Annotated in this window: 18 protein-coding genes; 7 read left to right on the top strand and 11 right to left on the bottom strand. The window is 59.6% G+C overall.

Going from position 1 to position 17,131, the window contains the following annotated elements:
• Positions 1-89 precede the first annotated feature (89 nt).
• The gene (locus tag ACA062_RS04150; protein ID WP_497455327.1) at positions 90-608 is read left to right on the top strand and encodes an acyloxyacyl hydrolase; all 519 of its coding nucleotides are present in this window, start codon (positions 90-92) and stop codon (positions 606-608) included.
• 108 nt (positions 609-716) lie between these two features.
• Here ACA062_RS04150 and ACA062_RS04155 read toward each other — a convergent pair whose 3' ends face one another.
• The 7 genes from ACA062_RS04155 to ACA062_RS04185 all read right to left on the bottom strand — a co-directional run bounded on the left by ACA062_RS04155 (position 717) and on the right by ACA062_RS04185 (position 7,906).
• Positions 717-1,022 carry a YkgJ family cysteine cluster protein gene (locus ACA062_RS04155; protein WP_008153413.1) on the bottom strand — a complete coding sequence of 102 codons (306 nt, stop codon included), beginning with the start codon at positions 1,020-1,022 and terminating at the stop codon, positions 717-719.
• Positions 1,023-1,172: 150 nt separating this feature from the next.
• Positions 1,173-2,420 carry an NAD(P)/FAD-dependent oxidoreductase gene (locus ACA062_RS04160; RefSeq protein WP_497455328.1) on the bottom strand — a complete coding sequence of 416 codons (1,248 nt, stop codon included), beginning with the start codon at positions 2,418-2,420 and terminating at the stop codon, positions 1,173-1,175.
• Positions 2,417-3,199: an SDR family NAD(P)-dependent oxidoreductase gene (locus ACA062_RS04165; RefSeq protein WP_497455329.1), complete on the bottom strand. Its 783-nt coding sequence runs from the start codon at positions 3,197-3,199 to the stop codon at positions 2,417-2,419. The genes ACA062_RS04160 and ACA062_RS04165 overlap by 4 nt, the downstream gene beginning before the upstream one ends.
• 124 nt (positions 3,200-3,323) lie before the next feature.
• Positions 3,324-4,760, bottom strand: coding sequence for a deoxyribodipyrimidine photo-lyase (gene phrB / locus ACA062_RS04170; protein WP_497455330.1), 1,437 nt, complete (start codon positions 4,758-4,760; stop codon positions 3,324-3,326).
• 21 nt (positions 4,761-4,781) lie between these two features.
• Positions 4,782-5,729 carry a MerR family transcriptional regulator gene (locus tag ACA062_RS04175; protein ID WP_497455331.1) on the bottom strand — a complete coding sequence of 316 codons (948 nt, stop codon included), beginning with the start codon at positions 5,727-5,729 and terminating at the stop codon, positions 4,782-4,784.
• Complete coding sequence (locus ACA062_RS04180) at positions 5,729-6,688, bottom strand: YbgA family protein (RefSeq protein WP_497455332.1); 960 nt, start codon at positions 6,686-6,688, stop codon at positions 5,729-5,731. The genes ACA062_RS04175 and ACA062_RS04180 overlap by 1 nt, the downstream gene beginning before the upstream one ends.
• A 231-nt stretch (positions 6,689-6,919) precedes the next feature.
• Positions 6,920-7,906, bottom strand: a complete 987-nt coding sequence (locus ACA062_RS04185; protein ID WP_497455333.1) for an NAD(P)/FAD-dependent oxidoreductase — start codon at positions 7,904-7,906, stop codon at positions 6,920-6,922.
• Between the two features lie 196 nt (positions 7,907-8,102).
• Here ACA062_RS04185 and ACA062_RS04190 point away from each other — a divergent pair, with 196 nt between their 5' ends.
• Positions 8,103-9,005, top strand: coding sequence for a TIGR01777 family oxidoreductase (locus ACA062_RS04190; RefSeq protein WP_497455334.1), 903 nt, complete (start codon positions 8,103-8,105; stop codon positions 9,003-9,005).
• Between the two features lie 13 nt (positions 9,006-9,018).
• Positions 9,019-10,041 carry a ferrochelatase gene (gene hemH, locus ACA062_RS04195; RefSeq protein WP_497455335.1) on the top strand — a complete coding sequence of 341 codons (1,023 nt, stop codon included), beginning with the start codon at positions 9,019-9,021 and terminating at the stop codon, positions 10,039-10,041.
• Positions 10,042-10,149: 108 nt separating this feature from the next.
• Here hemH and ACA062_RS04200 read toward each other — a convergent pair whose 3' ends face one another.
• Positions 10,150-11,424, bottom strand: coding sequence for a uracil-xanthine permease family protein (locus ACA062_RS04200; protein ID WP_497455336.1), 1,275 nt, complete (start codon positions 11,422-11,424; stop codon positions 10,150-10,152).
• Positions 11,425-11,426: 2 nt separating this feature from the next.
• The gene (upp, locus tag ACA062_RS04205) at positions 11,427-12,065 is read right to left on the bottom strand and encodes a uracil phosphoribosyltransferase (RefSeq protein ID WP_497455337.1); all 639 of its coding nucleotides are present in this window, start codon (positions 12,063-12,065) and stop codon (positions 11,427-11,429) included.
• Positions 12,066-12,241: 176 nt separating this feature from the next.
• Between upp and ACA062_RS04210 the strand changes: the two genes are divergently transcribed.
• The 4 genes from ACA062_RS04210 (at position 12,242) to ACA062_RS04225 (ending at position 14,245) form a co-directional block, all read left to right on the top strand.
• The gene (locus ACA062_RS04210; RefSeq protein WP_497455338.1) at positions 12,242-12,799 is read left to right on the top strand and encodes a hypoxanthine-guanine phosphoribosyltransferase; all 558 of its coding nucleotides are present in this window, start codon (positions 12,242-12,244) and stop codon (positions 12,797-12,799) included.
• Between the two features lie 4 nt (positions 12,800-12,803).
• Positions 12,804-13,277 carry a WbuC family cupin fold metalloprotein gene (locus ACA062_RS04215; RefSeq protein ID WP_497455339.1) on the top strand — a complete coding sequence of 158 codons (474 nt, stop codon included), beginning with the start codon at positions 12,804-12,806 and terminating at the stop codon, positions 13,275-13,277.
• 131 nt (positions 13,278-13,408) lie between these two features.
• Positions 13,409-13,894: a hypothetical protein gene (locus ACA062_RS04220; protein WP_497455340.1), complete on the top strand. Its 486-nt coding sequence runs from the start codon at positions 13,409-13,411 to the stop codon at positions 13,892-13,894.
• 63 nt (positions 13,895-13,957) lie between these two features.
• A complete protein-coding gene (locus ACA062_RS04225) occupies positions 13,958-14,245 on the top strand; it encodes a PA4642 family protein (RefSeq protein ID WP_497455341.1) in 288 nt (95 codons plus the stop codon).
• Positions 14,246-14,495: 250 nt separating this feature from the next.
• Here the strand turns inward: ACA062_RS04225 and mqo are convergent, their stop codons facing one another.
• Together mqo and ACA062_RS04235 are read right to left on the bottom strand one after the other, a co-directional pair.
• A complete protein-coding gene (mqo, locus tag ACA062_RS04230) occupies positions 14,496-16,004 on the bottom strand; it encodes a malate dehydrogenase (quinone) (RefSeq protein WP_497455342.1) in 1,509 nt (502 codons plus the stop codon).
• A 739-nt stretch (positions 16,005-16,743) separates the two neighbouring features.
• Positions 16,744-16,977, bottom strand: coding sequence for a hypothetical protein (locus ACA062_RS04235; protein WP_497455343.1), 234 nt, complete (start codon positions 16,975-16,977; stop codon positions 16,744-16,746).
• Positions 16,978-17,131 lie beyond the last annotated feature (154 nt).

Genomic DNA, 17,131 nt, shown 5'->3' on the forward strand with positions numbered 1-17,131 from the left:
CTGATTAAACGTCGACTTCTATAGGTTTAGTTCTATCGAGAGATACAAAAAAAAACCACACAATACTCGTTCGGAAAAGGATGTTTCTAATGAAGCGACTATTCTGTTTGGCCGCGATTGCGGCCGCACTGATGGGGCACAGTTTTACCGCTCAGGCGGCGGGCGTGGAGTTCGCGATCGGCCAGACCAGCGAGTCGACCATGACCTATCGGCTGGGCATGCAATTCGATTGGGACCAGAGCTGGCTGCAAAGTGACGTCGGTCGTTTGACCGGTTACTGGAGTGGCGCCTACACCTATTGGGAAGGCGACAAGAGTTCCAGCAACCACAGCCTGTCGTTTTCGCCGGTGTTGGTTTATGAGTTTGCCGGACAGAACGTCAAGCCGTACGTGGAGGTGGGCGTTGGTGTAGCGGCGTTCGCCAATACCGAAGTCGAAAACAACCAGCTCGGCAGTGCGTTCCAGTTTGAAGACCGGTTCGGCTTTGGCCTGCGCTTTGCGGGCGGACATGAAGTCGGGATTCGTGCGACGCACTATTCCAATGCCGGGATCAGCAGTCCGAACAACGGTGTGGAAAGTTACGCGCTGCACTACACGATGCCGTTGTAACCCTCGGCGCTTTACATGTAGGAGCTGGCTTGCCAGCGAAGAGGCCGTAACATTCAACATCGATGTTGGCTGTGACACCGCTTTCGCTGGCAAGCCAGCTCCTACAGGTCAGCGATACGCCGTGGTTATCCCCTGGCGCTCATCGATGCATTCCGGCGCCCCCATCTCGAACTCCCGGCAGATCAACGGGCGTTTTTCGTAGATGGTGCACATCATGGTGTTGCGATCCAGCGCGGCGCACCAGCCGTCATCCAGCCGCAGCATCACTTCACCCCCCCAATCATCGGTATCGATAAACCGCTCGGGCACGCCAGTGTCGGTGATCAGCATGACTTCGAGCTGGCAGCAGCACGCTGCGCAGGTCGAGCAAGTGACCGCCGGTTCGGCGATTTGCGTGTGGGGGATCGTCTTCATGGGGCGCAGTGTAAGGCAGCGCGGCGATGCTGTGTGAAAGGCCTGACGGACGCTTGGCTGCATGGGCGTGCAGCAGGCTGATTCACTAACGGTATTCGCGAGGCTTGGAGCTACCTCAGCAGGGCGATTCAGCTGCAGAAGCGGGCGCTGTCACCAGGCTTCCCCGAACGAGCGGGCAACGCGCAAAGCGCTGATCACGCCGTCTTCATGGGTACCACTGTTCCAATAGGCGCCGCAAAAGTAAGTGTGGTGCGCGCCGTTCAATTCTTCCCAGCGTTCTTGGGCGGCGACGGCCGTCAGGCTGAATTGCGGGTGGGCATAAGTGTATTGGGCGAGCACCTTGAACGGGCTGATGCCGGCACTTTGATTGAGGCTGACACAGAACGTCGTGTCGCTCTGGATGCCCTGGAGAATATTCATATCGTAGGTGACAGCCGCCCGTGTATGGCCAGGGCCGCCGAGGCGATAGTTACAAGCGGCCCAGGCCAGTTTTTGCTCCGGCAGCACACGCGTGTCGGTGTGCAGCACGACTTCATTGTCAGCGTAGGGCAGGGCACCGAGGATCGACTGTTCGGCGTCGCTCGGCCTGGCCAACAGTTTCAGTGCCTGATCGCTGTGACAAGCGAACACCACTTTATCGAATCGCTCGCTGCCGCCGGCACTGTGGATAATCACGCCAGCCCCATCGCGTTCGACTTGATTGACCGGGTCATTGAGCCTGATTTTCTGTTTAAAGCTCGCCGTCAACGGCGCGATATAGGCGTTCGAACCCCCTTCGATCACGCACCATGGCCGGCGATTGCCAATGGACAGCAGGCCATGATTGTTGAAGAACCTGACGAAGATCCGCATGGGGAAACCCAGGATGTCCGCCATGGACATCGACCAGATCGCGGCCCCCATCGGCACGATGTAATGCAGGATGAACCGCTCGCCGTAGCCACCGGCTTTCAAATAAGCATCCAGCGTGGTGTCTGCCGCGATTCGCCCTTCAGCCAGGTCGCGCTGTGCCATTTTATTGAAGCGCACGATGTCCCGCAGCATGCCCCAGAACCCCGGCGACAACAGATTGCGACGCTGGGCAAACAGGCTGTTGAGGGTGTTGCCGTTGTACCCGAGGCCAGTGTCCGGGTCGGTGACCGAGAAACTCATTGGCGTCGGCTTGAAAGCCACGCCAAGTTGACCCAGCAGGCGAATGAAATTCGGATAGGCCCAGTCGTTGAACGCCATGAAACCGGTGTCCACCCGGTAGCTTTGGCCATCGACAGTCACGTCTACGGTATGGGTATGCCCGCCGACCCGGTCGCTGGCCTCGAACAGGCTGATCTCGTGACTGCGATTGAGCAGGTAAGCGCTGGTCAGCCCCGAAATGCCGCTGCCGATGATGGCGATATTCACGGCTGATCCTTGATCGGCGGCTGGCCACGTATCATGCGTTTTCCGATCGCCAGTTTCCCGCTGTCGGGCATTTTCGACAGCGGCCAGAGGGCGGCCATGAACAGCGCGGGCAGGGCGATCTCCGGGGGGCGGCGCTTGAGTTCGGCGAAGAGATGCCGAGCGGCTTTATCCACAGGCCAGGAGTAGGTGGTCGGCACGTCGTTGTTCGCTGCCGGCGGTGTATCGACGAAGCCTGGGCTGACCATGGTGACTGCGATGCCGTCCGCGGCCAGATCGATGCGCAACGACTCGAACAAGTAGCGCAGGCCGGCTTTCGACGTGCCACAGGCTTCGGCCCGGGGCAGCGACAAGTAGGTTGCAGGACTGGCCATACCCACCAGATGCGGCCCGGTGCCGGCCCGCAGCAAAGGCACGGCAGCTTCGATGCAGTAACTGCTGGCGAGCAGGTTGGTGCGTACGACATGCTCAATGATTGAAGCATCCAGCTGCCTGGCGCAGACATATTCGCAAGTGCCGGCATTAATGATCACCGAATCCAGCGAACCCCAGTCCTCGGCAATCCGCTCGCCGATTTCACGCACGGTCTGACTGTTGGTCAGGTCACCGGCCACCACCATCACCTGCCCTGGATAGCGCCTGGACAAGACTTTAAGGGAGGCCGTCGAGCGTGAACTGACCGCCAGGTGGGCGCCGGTTTTCAGTATTTCTTCGGCCAACGCCGCGCCAATACCGTTGCCGGCGCCGGTCAGCCAATAGCGTCGTGGAGTTGTAAAACTCATCCCATGCTCCTTTTCAGCCAGCCACATGGCCGGCCCAAAACGGCTAGATATTCATGAAACAGTGCCCCGGCATTGAAGGAATCCCGGTGGTAATAAATCTTGTCGCGCAGAAGATCACTCATCCCTACCCCCCTTCGTTCTGTCGTGCCGGTAGATGCTTGAACGCGGCCAGTGCGCGCGCGCGGGACGTGCTCAGATCGACGATCGGGGACGGGTAGTCCACGACACCAAACAGCCCGCCGAGGTTTGCCGGGTTATGCACGTCTTTTGGGTTCAAATCGGCCAGTTCCGGCAGCCAGTGCTTGATGAATACGCCCTCTGCGTCAAATTTCACCGACTGGCTCAACGGGTTGAAAATCCGGAAATAGGGGGCCGAATCAGTGCCGGTGGACGAACTCCACTGCCAGCCGCCGTTGTTAGCCGCCAAGTCGCCATCGATGAGGTGGCGCATGAAAAAGCGTTCGCCTTCGCGCCAGTCGATCAGCAGGTTCTTGGTCAGAAACATTGCCACTACCATCCGCAGACGGTTGTGCATCCAGCCGGTTTCAAGCAATTGACGCATGGCCGCATCAATGATTGGCAGGCCCGTGCGGGCTTGCTGCCAGGCCAGGAGTTCTTCCGGCGCATCGCGCCAGGCCAGGGCCTCGGTTTCCGGGCGGAAGGCGCGGTGACGGGAAACCCGTGGGTAGCCCACCAGAATGTGTTTGTAGAACTCGCGCCACAACAACTCGTTGATCCAGGTGACGGCGCCCACGTTGCCGCTGTCGAACTCGCCCTGATTGCTGTGCAGGGCCGCATGCAGGCATTGGCGAGGGGATATCACGCCGGCAGCGAGATAGGCCGAAAGCTGACTGGTGCCCGGTTTGGCCGGGAAGTCCCGCTCGTTTTGGTAATGGTCGATCTGTGCGTCGGTGAAGGTGTCGAGACGACGCCGGGCTTCGCGTTCACCGGCAGGCCAGAGGGCGCGCAAGCTGTCGCCGGGCGTTTCGAAACCCGCGATGTGTGCGGGGATCTTGTCCGGTTCGAGGCTTAAAGAAGCTTGCACCCTTGGGGCGTTCACCAGACTCGGAAGCGCATGATGCAGGCGTTCATGGCAAACCTTGCGGAATTGACTGAACACCTGGAAATAAGTGCCGGTCCTGGTCAGGACGCTGCCGGGCTTGAACAGCAGCTGGTCGAGATAGCGGTGAAACTCGATACCCTTGGCCTTCAGCGCGTCGGCCACCGCCAGATCCCGCCGGGTTTCATGAATGCCGTATTCCTCGTTGACGTGTACTGCATCAATCGCCAACTGCCGACAAAGATCGAGCAAAACATTCGGGGCGTCATCCCAGCGTGGTGCTTTGCGGATCAGCAAGGGAATGTTCAGTTCGTTCAGCGCGCGGCTCAATTCGCTCAGGTTGCGTAGCCAGAAATCCACTTTGCACGGCGCATCGTCGTGCTCCAGCCATTGTTCCGGGCTCAGCAGAAACACCGCCACGCTCGGACCCCGGGCGGCAGCGGCCGAGAGGGCGGTGTTGTCATGTAGGCGCAAGTCGCTGCGCAGCCAGATCAATTGCATGGTGGTGTCCATGGATAATAATTAAATGAGCCCGCGCCGGACCAGATCCTGGTGAGCCGATAACGGATCTTCGGCCAGGAACACGTCGGTAAATTCGGTGGTTCTTGCGGACAACTCGGTGTGGTGGATGCACACCGTGGGTCCTGCAATCATTTTTGGGCAACTGACGCTATTCAAAAGTTTCGTCAGCTGTGAAAGGTTCATGGCTTTGCTGGAATACAGCAGCACGCCCCGTGCTTTCAGGTGATCGACCGCCAGCGCGAGTTCGCCGGCGGGCAGTGGCCAGTCGAACACCTCCACCGGGCAATCGGCGCTGCTGATCAACCAGGCGGTGAGCCACAGGTGGGGCTCCAGCGGCAGGTCCGAGTGATTGATCAACAGCAGCGGCGCGCTACGCAACTGACGGTTGTTATGGTAAATGCGTGCGCCGAATTTGCTGCGTAGCCAGGAAAAGAAAAATACCCGTTCCATCTGTGCGCCGAACTGGCCTTGCCAGCGTTGTTCCAGCTCCGCCAGCAACGGCATCAGCAGTTGTTCGCACACAATTCGCGGCGGATACAGCGCCATGGCCTGGTTGACGGTGTCGTCGAGGGTACGTTCGTTCAGTTGAGTCATTGCGTGCAGCAGGGTGTGGCGCAGCACATTCCACTCGTTTTCGACCGATTCGATCAAGGCCTGTGGGGTGTCGAGCAGTTGCTTGACCTGGCTGACGGCAACGCCGCGATCGAGCCAGGTCAGGATCGTCAGAATGCGCTGAACATGTTCGGCGCGGAACAGCCGATGACCCTTGGGCGTACGCTGCGGCACGATCAGGCCATAACGCCGTTCCCAGGCGCGCAAGGTCACGGCGTTGACGCCGGTCTGGCGGGCCACTTCACGAATGGGCAGCCAGCCTTCATCGAGGGCCTTTGCGAAGTCGGCGCCCACGTCTGCGCTGGCGCTGGCGCTGGTGTCGAGTGGGGTTTTCATCAGATCGCGTTTCGCAGGCTGAGATTTTCCGGGTGCGGTTGCAGGTAAACCTGCTGCGCGATGTACGGATCCGGATGCTGGCGAAAATAATGTTTGAGCAGGGTCAGCGGCACCACCAGCGGCACGATGCCTTGGCGGTACTGGCCGATGACGTGTTGCACTTCCTGCTTGTCTTCGGCGCTGATCGCCTGTTTCAGGTAACCACTGATGTGCTGCAGGACATTGGTGTGGGTGCGGCGCGTGGCGCATTTTTTCAAGGCGGCCATCAGTTCGCTGAAATAGCGTGGGCCCAGTTCGCGGGGATCGGTCTGGCCCATGTTGCCCAGCAGATTGCCCAAGGTTTTGTATTGCACCGGGTTGTGGGCCATCAACAGGTATTTGTAGCGCGAGTGAAAGTCTGTGAGGCCGCGGCGGGTCAGGCCTGCTTGCCGCAATTGCTGCCAGGCGCTGTAGGCGAATACGCGGGCCAGGAAGTTTTCCCGCAACACCGGATCGTTGAGCCGACCCTCTTCTTCCACCGGCAAATCCGGATGCAGGGCGCAAAAGGCCTGGGCGTAGATGCCGCGACCACCGCCGTCCGCCGGCACTCCGTTGGCGTGGTAGACCTTGACCCGTTCCAGTCCGCATGACGGGGATTTCTGCATAAAGATGTAGCCGCAGATATCGCTGAGCTCGGCCGCCATTTTCTGGCCATATTCAGCCAGTGGCCGAGTGACGTTGATAGCGGGATCGACTGTGCCGATGGCATCGGGTTGTTCGGGGCTACCCACCAGGTGGATGGGTTGGCGCGGGATGCCAAGGCCGATGGCAACTTCCGGACACACCGGGACGAAATCGAAGTAGTCGGTGAGGGTGTGGCTGCACAGCCGCGACTGCTTGTGCCCGCCGTTGAAGCGCACCTCGGCACCCATCAGGCAGGCGCTGATGGCGATTTTCGGTTTCACGGAGGGGTGGAGCATCGGGGCACCTCGAATCCAGACCTGTACAGAACTCCTGTTCTGTACAACATTACTTGATCATAGATACAAAGGTGTACAAGTCAAATTATTTGTACAGCTTTTCCGCGCTATACGCCAATCCCCCTACGGCCACGTTCCCCCTGTAGGAGCTGCCGCAGGCTGCGATCTTTTGATCTTGTTTGGGGGCCGCTGAAGAGATCAAGATCAAAAGATCGCAGCCTGCGGCAGCTCCTACTGCAGATGTGCATGTAAGCGCCTGGCGGCCTCCTGACCGCTGAGCCAGGCACCTTCGACACGCCCGGACAGGCACCAGTCGCCGCACACATAGAGGCCCAGATCGGCATCGGCCAGCACACCCCATTCATGGCTGCTGGCGGGGCGGGCGTAGAGCCAGCGATGGGCAAGGCTGAAGGTTGGAGCGGGCATGGCGTCGTGCAACAGTTCAGCGAACGCGCCATGCAACTGCTCGATCACCGCTTCCTTGGACAGGTCGATATGCTGCCGGCTCCAGGCACTGGTGGCATGCAGTACCCAGGTGTCCAGGGTGTTGTCGCGCCCGGGTTTGCTGCGATTGCGGGCCAGCCAGTCGAGTGGGCTATCCTGCACGAAACAGCCTTCCATGGGCGTATCCAGCGGCGTTTCGAAGGCCAGTGCGACAGCCCAGGTCGGGTCCATCTTCACCCCGGCGGCCGCCCCGGCGAGCTTCGGCGCGGAGGCCAGTAGCGCGGTGGCCTGCGGCGCCGGCGTGGCGATCACCACATGGCCGAACGGGCCATGGGTGAAGCCTTCGGCATCCTGCAGATGCCAGTGCTCTTCGCCACGATAGACCTCGGTGATCCGACAGGCGAACTGCACTTCCAGATCGCCAAGCAGGCCGCGGGTGATGGCGCTCATGCGTGGCGTACCGACCCAGCGGGTCTGTTCGTCCGGCGACAGGTTGAGCTGGCCGCCGTGGTAGGTGTAGAGCTGCGGCGTCCACTCGGCGACCCAGCCGTTGGCTTGCCAACGCTGGACTTCCGTGACGAAGCGGCGATCGCGCGCGGTGAAATACTGCGCGCCCATGTCCAGGGCACCCGCATCGCTGCGCTTGCTCGACATGCGTCCGCCACTGCCGCGGCTTTTATCGAAAAGTTGAACGACATGCCCGGCCTCCGTAAGGGCCTGGGCGGCTGACAATCCGGCGATGCCGGTGCCGATGATTGCGATAGGTACAGTCATAGGGGCCTCGTTTACCTTTCTGTACAGACTACGCCGGGGTTTAAACCTGTACAATATTGTTTTTTGGTATAACTTTTAGCGTTCTCGTTCTGGCAGCTTGGCCTATTGTTAAACACAGAGCCTGCCCGATACCAAAGATCCCTGCTTATAAAAATAGACTAGTGATCAGGGTAAAACGCCACGCGAGGAAGAAGTCATGCACATATTGCTGACCGGCGGTACTGGTTTGATAGGACGTCAACTCTGCCGACACTGGTTGAGTCAGGGGCATCGTTTGACTGTGTTGAGTCGCACGCCGGAAAAAGTCGCAAAAATTTGCGGGCCACAGGTGCGCGGCGTCGCACTGTTCGAAGACCTCGGACAAGAAACCGTCGATGCCGTTATCAATCTGGCGGGTGCACCGATCGCCGACCGACCATGGACCTCCAAACGCAAAGCGCTGCTCTGGAGCAGCCGGATCACGCTGACCGAAACCTTGCTGGCCTGGCTCGAAAGCCGCGAACATAAACCCCAGGTATTGATTTCGGGCTCCGCCATTGGCTGGTATGGCGACGGTGGCGAACGGGAACTGACCGAGGAATCACCCCCGGTCATCGATGATTTCGCCAGTCAGTTGTGCATAGCCTGGGAGGAGACCGCGCAGCGTGCCGAAGCCATGGGCATTCGCGTGATCCTTATTCGTACCGGGCTGGTGTTGTCGGCCGAGGGCGGCTTTTTGTCGCGGCTGCTGCTGCCGTTCAAACTGGGGCTGGGCGGGCCGATCGGCAACGGTCGCCAGTGGATGCCGTGGATCCATATCAACGATCAAATCGCCCTGATTGATTTTCTTCTGCATCGCGAAGACGCCAGCGGTCCTTATAATGCCTGCGCGCCCCAGCCGGTGCGCAATCGCGAGTTTGCCAAGGCACTGGGCAACGTGTTGCATCGCCCGACGTTCATGCCGATGCCGGCCCTGGCTTTAAAAGTGTGTCTGGGCGAGTTGTCATTGCTGTTGCTGGGTGGCCAGAAGGCCGTACCGGCTCGCTTGCTGCAAGCGGGATTCACCTTCCGGTTCACTGATTTGCGCGCGGCTCTGGACGACCTGTCCAGCCGCCTCTGAAATAGGACGTTGCATGACCGATCACGCATTGCTTATGGTCAACCTGGGCTCGCCAGCCTCCACCTCGGTGGCCGATGTGCGCAGTTACCTCAATCAATTTCTGATGGACCCTTATGTGATCGATTTGCCATGGCCGGTGCGACGGGTGCTGGTATCGCTGATCCTGTTCAAGCGCCCGGAGCAATCGGCCCACGCCTATGCCTCGATCTGGTGGGAGGAAGGCTCGCCGCTGGTAGTGCTCAGCCGTCGCCTGCAACAGGCGATGACCGCGCAATGGACCCACGGTCCGGTGGAACTGGCGATGCGCTACGGCGAGCCGTCGATCGAGTCGACGCTGGTGCGCATGGCAGGGCAGGGGGTCAAACGCATTACCTTGGCGCCTCTGTACCCGCAATTCGCCGACAGCACGGTGACCACGGTGGTCGAAGAAGCCAGACGGGTCGTGCGTGAGCACAACCTCGATGTGCAGTTCTCGATTCTTCAACCGTTCTACGACCAGCCGGAATACCTTGACGCGCTGGTAGCCAGTGCCAAGCCGCATTTGCAGCAGGATTTCGATCACTTGTTGTTGAGCTTCCATGGCTTGCCCGAGCGGCACCTGAAAAAACTCAACCCCGGCCACTGTTTCGAGGGCGGCGGCGATTGTTGCGCCGGTGCGCCACCGGAAGTGGTCGCGACCTGCTATCGCGCTCAGTGCCTGCGCACGGCGGCCGAGTTTGCCAAAAGCATGGGGCTGCCGGACGGCAAGTGGTCGGTGTCGTTCCAGTCGCGTCTGGGCCGGGCCAAGTGGATCGAACCCTACACCGAAGCGCGCCTTGATGAGTTGGCTGGCATGGGCGTGAAAAAAGTGTTGGTGATGTGCCCGGCGTTTGTCGCCGATTGCATCGAGACGCTGGAAGAAATCGGCGATCGCGGCAAGGAGCAATTCCGCGAGGCGGGGGGAGAGGAGTTGGTGCTGGTGCCGTGTCTGAACGATGATCCGCAGTGGGCGCGGGCGTTGAGCACCTTGTGCGAGCGAGCGCCGTTGGCGCTTTAAAAGCTTCGCCGGCAAGCCGGCTCCTACACAGGTCGTGTGATCGACACAAAACCTGTAGGAGCCGGCTTGCCGGCGAAGGCGTCTCAAGCAGCAACAAAAACCCCAGGCTTACAACAACGACTCATCCGCCTTCTTGCGCTTCCAGCTGTCATTGCCCGGCAGCAACAAATTCAGTGCAATCGCCGTCACCGCGCACAGCGCAATGCCTTTGAGGCCGAAGTCGTCCGGGCCAGTGCCGGTGCCGACCAGCACGCCGCCAATCCCGAACACCAGGGTTACCGAGACAATCACCAGGTTGCGCGCCTCGCCCAGGTCGATTTTATGGCGAATCAGCGTGTTCATCCCCACCGCAGCGATCGAGCCGAACAACAGGCATAGAATCCCGCCCATCACGGGCACCGGGATGCTTTGCAGCAGCGCACCGAATTTGCCGACGAACGCCAGGCTGATGGCGAAGATCGCTGCCCAGGTCATGATTTTCGGGTTGTAGTTCTTGGTCAGCATCACCGCGCCCGTCACTTCGGCGTACGTGGTGTTGGGCGGACCACCGAACAGGCCGGCTGCGGTGGTCGCGATCCCGTCACCGAGCAGGGTACGGTGCAGGCCGGGTTTCTTCAGGTAATCGCGACCGGTGACGCTACCCACGGCAATCACGCCGCCGATATGCTCGATGGCCGGGGCCAAAGCGACCGGAACGATGAACAGAATCGCTTGCCAGTTGAATTCCGGCGCGGTGAAGTGCGGAATCGCAAACCAGGGGGCTGCGGCGATCTTCGCGGTATCGACCACACCGAAATAGAAGGCCATTGCGAAGCCCACCAGCACGCCGGAGATAATCGGCACCAGGCGAAAAATGCCTTTGCCGAACACCGCGACGATCAGGGTGGTCAGCAACGCCGGCATCGAGATCAACATCGCCGTCTGGTAATGAATCAGCTCGGTGCCGTCGTCCGCCTTGCCCATCGCCATGTTCGCGGCAATCGGCGCCATGGCCAGGCCGATGGAGATGATGACCGGGCCAATGACCACCGGTGGCAGCAAGCGGTCGATGAAACCTGTGCCTTTGATTTTCACGGCCAGGCCGAGGAAGGTGTAGACGAAACCTGCCGCCATCACACCGCCCATGGTCGCCGCGAGGCCGAATTGGCCCTTGGCGAGAATGATCGGGGTGATAAAGGCAAAGCTCGACGCCAGGAACACGGGCACCTGACGGCCGGTGACGATCTGAAACAGAATCGTCCCCAGGCCTGCAGTGAACAGTGCCACGTTCGGATCGAGGCCGGTAATCAGCGGCATCAACACCAGCGCACCGAACGCCACGAACAGCATCTGCGCACCAGACAGCACCGTGCGCCAGAGCGGATCGTTGAACTCATCCTGCATGGTCAAGCGTCCTTCTGCTTGGTACCGAAGATCTTGTCACCGGCATCGCCCAGGCCTGGAATGATGTAACCGTGTTCGTTCAATTTTTGATCAATGGAGGCGGTGTAGATGGTCACGTCCGGGTGAGCCTTCTCCACGGCGGCGATGCCTTCTGGCGCCGCGACCAGCACCATGGCGCGAATGTCGCGGCAACCGGCCTTTTTCAGCAGGTCGATGGTGGCGACCATGGAACTGCCGGTGGCGAGCATCGGGTCGATGATCATCGCCAGGCGTTCGTTGATTTCCGGCACCAGCTTTTCCAGGTAGGTATGAGCCTGCAGGGTTTGTTCGTTGCGGGCCACGCCCACGGCGCTGACTTTGGCGCCCGGGATCAGGCTGAGCACGCCTTCGAGCATGCCGATACCGGCGCGCAGGATCGGCACCACGGTAATTTTCTTGCCGGCGATTTTCTCGACCGACACAGTGCCGGCCCAACCTTCGATATCGTAGGTTTCCAGCTGCAGGTCTTTGGTGGCTTCGTAAGTCAGCAGGGCACCGACTTCCTGAGCGAGCTCACGGAAATTCTTGGTGCTGATGTCGGCGCGGCGCATCAGGCCGAGTTTATGACGGATCAGCGGATGGCGGATCTCGAGGATGGGCATGGGAAAGGCTCCGGCGGCGGGCAAAAAAACCGGCCTAGATTAATCTATCCGAGGGTGTTGTCCTATAGACATAGAGTACGTTAGTCCACAAAGGCTTGATCTGGCCTCGCTTGATGCGTACCTTTGCCCGCTTTTCCGAACCCGTCCCTCCCCTCAACCTCCCCCTGGAGAGCGCCATGTCCGCTGATCTCGAGCATATCCGTCAAATCATGCGAGAGGCTGACTGCCTGTACACCGAAGCTGAAGTCGAGGCGGCCATCGCCCGCGTCGGTGCACGCATCAACGACCAGCTGGCCGAGAGCAATCCGGTGGTGTTCTGTGTGATGAACGGCGGACTGATCTTCGCCGGCAAGCTGCTCACCCATTTGCAATTCCCGTTGGAAGCGTCCTATCTGCACGCCACCCGTTATCGCAACGAAACCAGTGGCGGCGACCTGTTCTGGAAAGCCAAGCCGGAAGTCTCGTTCATCGATCGTGACGTGCTGATCATCGACGACATCCTCGACGAAGGTCACACCCTGGGCGCGATCATCGACTTCTGCAAACACGCCGGCGCGCGCAAAGTGCATACCGCCGTGCTGATCGACAAGGACCACGACCGCAAGGCTCGCCCGGACCTGAAAGCCGATTTCGTCGGCCTGCCGTGCATCGACCGTTACATCTTCGGTTACGGCATGGACTACAAAGGCTACTGGCGTAACGCCAACGGGATTTTTGCTGTCAAAGGAATGTAAGCACATGACCACGCCGAGCTTTCTTGATCAAACCCTGTTCACTGGATTGGCCGAGAAAGCGGCGGCTAATCCTCGCGGGCGTCAGCATCACAACTTCCATCAGATGGAAGAGGCCTGTCACCGCATGGCCGTAGGGCTGCAGCCGAACACCTACGTCCCGCCTCACCGCCATCTGGGCGATAACAAGGCCGAAACCTTGCTGGTCCTCAAGGGGCGGCTTGGCCTGTTGATTTTCGATGAGTCTGGCACTGTGCTGAAAAAGCAGATTCTGCAGGCCGGTGGCGACTGTGTCGGCGTGGACCTGCCAGTGGGCGTGTTCCATGGCCTGGTGGTGCTGGAAGCTGACAGCCTGATGTTCGAGTGCAAGGCCGGCCCTTATCGCCCGGTAGGTGAAGGTGAGCTTGCTCAGTGGGCGCCGCGCGAAGGTGAGCCGGGGGTTGCCGAGTATCAGGCGTGGATGCGCGCGCAGTTCGATTGAGCTTCACCCCCTGTAGGAGCGAGCTTGCTCGCGAAAAACGCAAGGGCACCGCGTTTATTCGGATTGCACGCGTTATCGTTCACGTCCTTCGCGAGCAAGCTCGCTCCTACACCCGCCCTCCGGAGCCCGTCATGAGCCTTTTGATCCGCAGCTGCGCCGGCCTGTTGCTGGCCCTCAGTATGCCCCTGGCCGCAGCGCCTGCGCCCATGCACGCGCAGTTCCTGCCTCCAGACGACCTGGCCCTGCGTGACGTCGACCCCGAGCAGCAACAACTGCTGCAGATCACCGAGTATTCGGTCGTCGTCGGCAGCCAGCGCCAGTCCAACCAACAGCCGATCCCGGTCACTTCCCCGTTGCTGATCCGCCTCAAGGGCAAACCCTTGAACAAGGGTGCGACCATCACCCAAGTGCTGGTCAACTTCGATGGCGAAAGCAAAAGCCTGAAAAAGCCGGTCTACGACGACAAGAGCAAAACCCTGACACTGTTTTACCCGATGGCCCAGTACCGCGTGGTGATCGACCTGTTGCGCAATGACACGGTGTATTGCCAGTTCCTCAGCTACGCCAACGGCCATGTCTGGGCCGATCTGCACACCGGTAGCGTTCGTCCGCGTTGAGCCCGGCGGCAAGTGGGGGGTAAACTGCCCGCCCGTGAAAATGTCTGCGAGCTGGAGTCGGCAATGCGTAAAGATAAGAAGCAAGTGATTGGTGACGAGATCGGCGATGCGCAGATCAAACTGTTCCTCGATTTTGAGCCGGTCGACGCCACTTCGCCGTCGCTGCACAAGCTGATCAAGGCTTACCGCGGCCTGCGTATCGATGATTTCGAGCGCTTTCTGACGTTCTTCGTCGAAGCCGGTCTGGATCTGGACGGCAAGGATGAACACGGTAATGACTTCGTTGCCCTGATCAAGGATCAGCGCCATGCGGCCGAGTACATCGAGTTGATCGCCAAGGCTCGCGCATAAGATCAAAAGATCGCAGCCTCGCTTCGCTCGACAGCTCCTACATGGGATCGCATACACCTGTAGGAGCTGTGTAGGAGCTGTGTAGGAGCTGTCGAGTGCAACGAGGCTGCGATCTTTAAAGCAACACAAAAAAAACGCCCCATCCTTGTAGGATCCGGCTTGCTGGCGAAAGACGCGCTGCGGTGTATCTGCAGTGACGCTTTCGCCAGGCCAGTTCCCACAAGGACGGGGCGTTTTTTGTGCAACCGAATCAAGCGTAGCTTTCGGTCTCGCTGCTGGCTTCAACCAGTTCCAGTGCGATGTTGTTCTGCACATTGATCTTGCGATACAGCGCAGCATCGGTTTCCAGAACTTTTTCCCGGGCCGGGAAGATTTCCGCCAGTTTGGCAGCCCATTCGCCGGAGGTTTTGTTCGGGAAACATTTTTCGATCAGCTCAAGCATGATCGAAACCGTCACCGACGCACCAGGCGAAGCGCCGAGCAGTGCCGCCAGGGAACCGTCCTTGGCCGCGACCAGTTCGGTACCAAACTGCAGGACGCCGCCCTTTTTCGGATCTTTCTTGATGATCTGCACCCGTTGGCCAGCCACTTCCAGGCGCCAGTCTTCGGCTTTCGCCTGAGGGTAGAAACGACGCAGGGATTCCAGGCGCTGTTCCATCGACTGCATGACTTCGCTGACCAGGTACTTGGTCAGGTCCATGTTGTTTTTCGCCACGGCCAGCATCGGGCCGATGTTGCCGGCACGAACCGACATCGGCAGGTCCATGAAGGAACCGTGCTTGAGGAACTTGGTGGTGAAACCGGCGTAAGGCCCGAACAGCAGGGACTTCTTGCCGTCGACCACACGGGTGTCCAGGTGCGGGACCGACATCGGCGGCGAACCGACTGCAGCCTGGCTGTAGACCTTGGCTTGGTGGTGCTTGACCACTTCCGGGTTGTCGCAACGCAGCCACTGGCCGCTGATCGGGAAGCCGCCGAAGCCTTTGCTTTCTTCGATGCCCGAAGCCTGCAACAGCGGCAGGGCCGCGCCACCGGCGCCGAGGAAGACGAATTTGGCATCGACTTCGCGAGTGTTGCCGCTGTTAACGTCCTTGATGCTGACGGTCCAGCCACCATTGTTACGCTTCAGGCCGGTGACGCGCTTGCAGTACTTGACCTGGGCATCGGGTGCGCTGGTCAGGTGCTTGAGCAATTGATTGGTCAGGGCGCCGAAATTGACGTCGGTGCCATTGATGACGCGGGTGGCGGCGACGACTTCGTCGGCCGGCCGGCCGGGCATCATCAGCGGCATCCACTCGGCCATGGTGGCTTTGTCTTCGGTGTATTCCATGTCCGCGAAGGCGTGATGCTTGCTCATCACCTCGAAGCGTTCCTTGAGGAAGGAAACGCCAGCGTCACCCTGGACGAAGCTCAGGTGCGGCACCGGGCTGATGAAGGTCTTGGACGAACCGAAGGTGCCCTTTTTGGTCAGGTAGGTCCAGAACTGCTTCGACACCTCGAACTGGGTATTGATGTGCACGGCTTTCTTGATGTCGACGGTGCCGTCGGCGGCCTGTGGCGTGTAGTTGAGCTCGCACAGCCCGGCGTGGCCGGTCCCGGCGTTGTTCCACGGGTTTGAACTCTCCGCGGCACCGGAATCCATCAGCTCGACGACTTCCAGCTTGATCGCGGGGTCGAGCTCTTTGAGCAGTACAGCCAGGGTGGCACTCATGATGCCGGCCCCAACCAGTACTACGTCGACTGCTTCGTTATGCGCCATTTAACGCGTCTCCAAAATCTGCAGCACCAAATTGTCGGCATGGCTGCCAGGCGTTGCGGGGCGTGTCAGTGATGCCCCAAATACCCATGGCAGGATCGCCATGTCCGAATCTTCGCAATTTTTCGCAACTTCGACGGACGCTACCGGCCGGGTCCAAAAAGAGTTACATGAACTCACTTCGACACGCGGTTGGCAATTCGACCTATGGTCGATACATCCGTTTGTGCAACCAAATCCGTAGCGGACAGGCTTCAGGCTCCGGTGTTCGAGGAATACTCGGTCCTGTGTCGTTGGGCTGTTTCAGACGCTAATGGTGCATGTTCAGACGCAAAACTATTCATTTGCTCGCCACACTCTTGTGAAGTTGTGAAAACCCGTTTTTTTCACGCTCTTTTGAAGACGTGAACCTCAAAAAGGGCTGCCCCAGCCTGGCACCGTGCCCGGATGGATGGCCGCCATGCAATACATGACAGTCAAAACGGGCAAACAGCTCAGTGACCGAGCGTAATGACAGCTCTGCAGATTCGCGAAAAGTGGGGTTTTGCTTAAGGGAACAGCAAGCACGCCAGCTTCACTCGATCTGTGTGGGCGGCTCTCTGTGGGCGGTGCGGGGTGCCAATACCTGCGTATTGACGATGCTGCGAGGCCCGATCAGGAGACGTCCTTATAATCGGGGGGAGATTGTAGCGAAGAAACGCAGGGAAATGGTCGTGTTTGATGACTTTTATTAGGCGTCTGGTCAGGTGGTCAACAGATGTTGCACCCGCGCGCGTGGTTGACGCTGGTTGATGCGGGCGCTGGCGGGCAGGGGATGGTGCAGCCAGTTGAGGCGGATTTCTTCGATTTCGATCCAACCATCGCCCATGGGCTGTAGGCTGCACTGCTTGAATGCCTGGCAGTGGCCATTGCGGTCGAGCAGGGCGAAGCAGCGATGCAGCGGGCGTGGTGCGAACAGCGAGATGAGATAACGCATGGCGAAGTACCTTGTGGGTGACTACCGACAAGTTGGCAGCAAGTCGTGACGTGCACGTGAAAGGTAGGTGAAAAATGTGTGACAGGAACCGCGCTCTGAAGGGTTTGTCAGAGATTTCAGTAATCGCCGCATGAAGCTAGTTAGCCGCAGTGGC

It is taken from the genome of Pseudomonas sp. LBUM1679, from assembly GCF_059695565.1.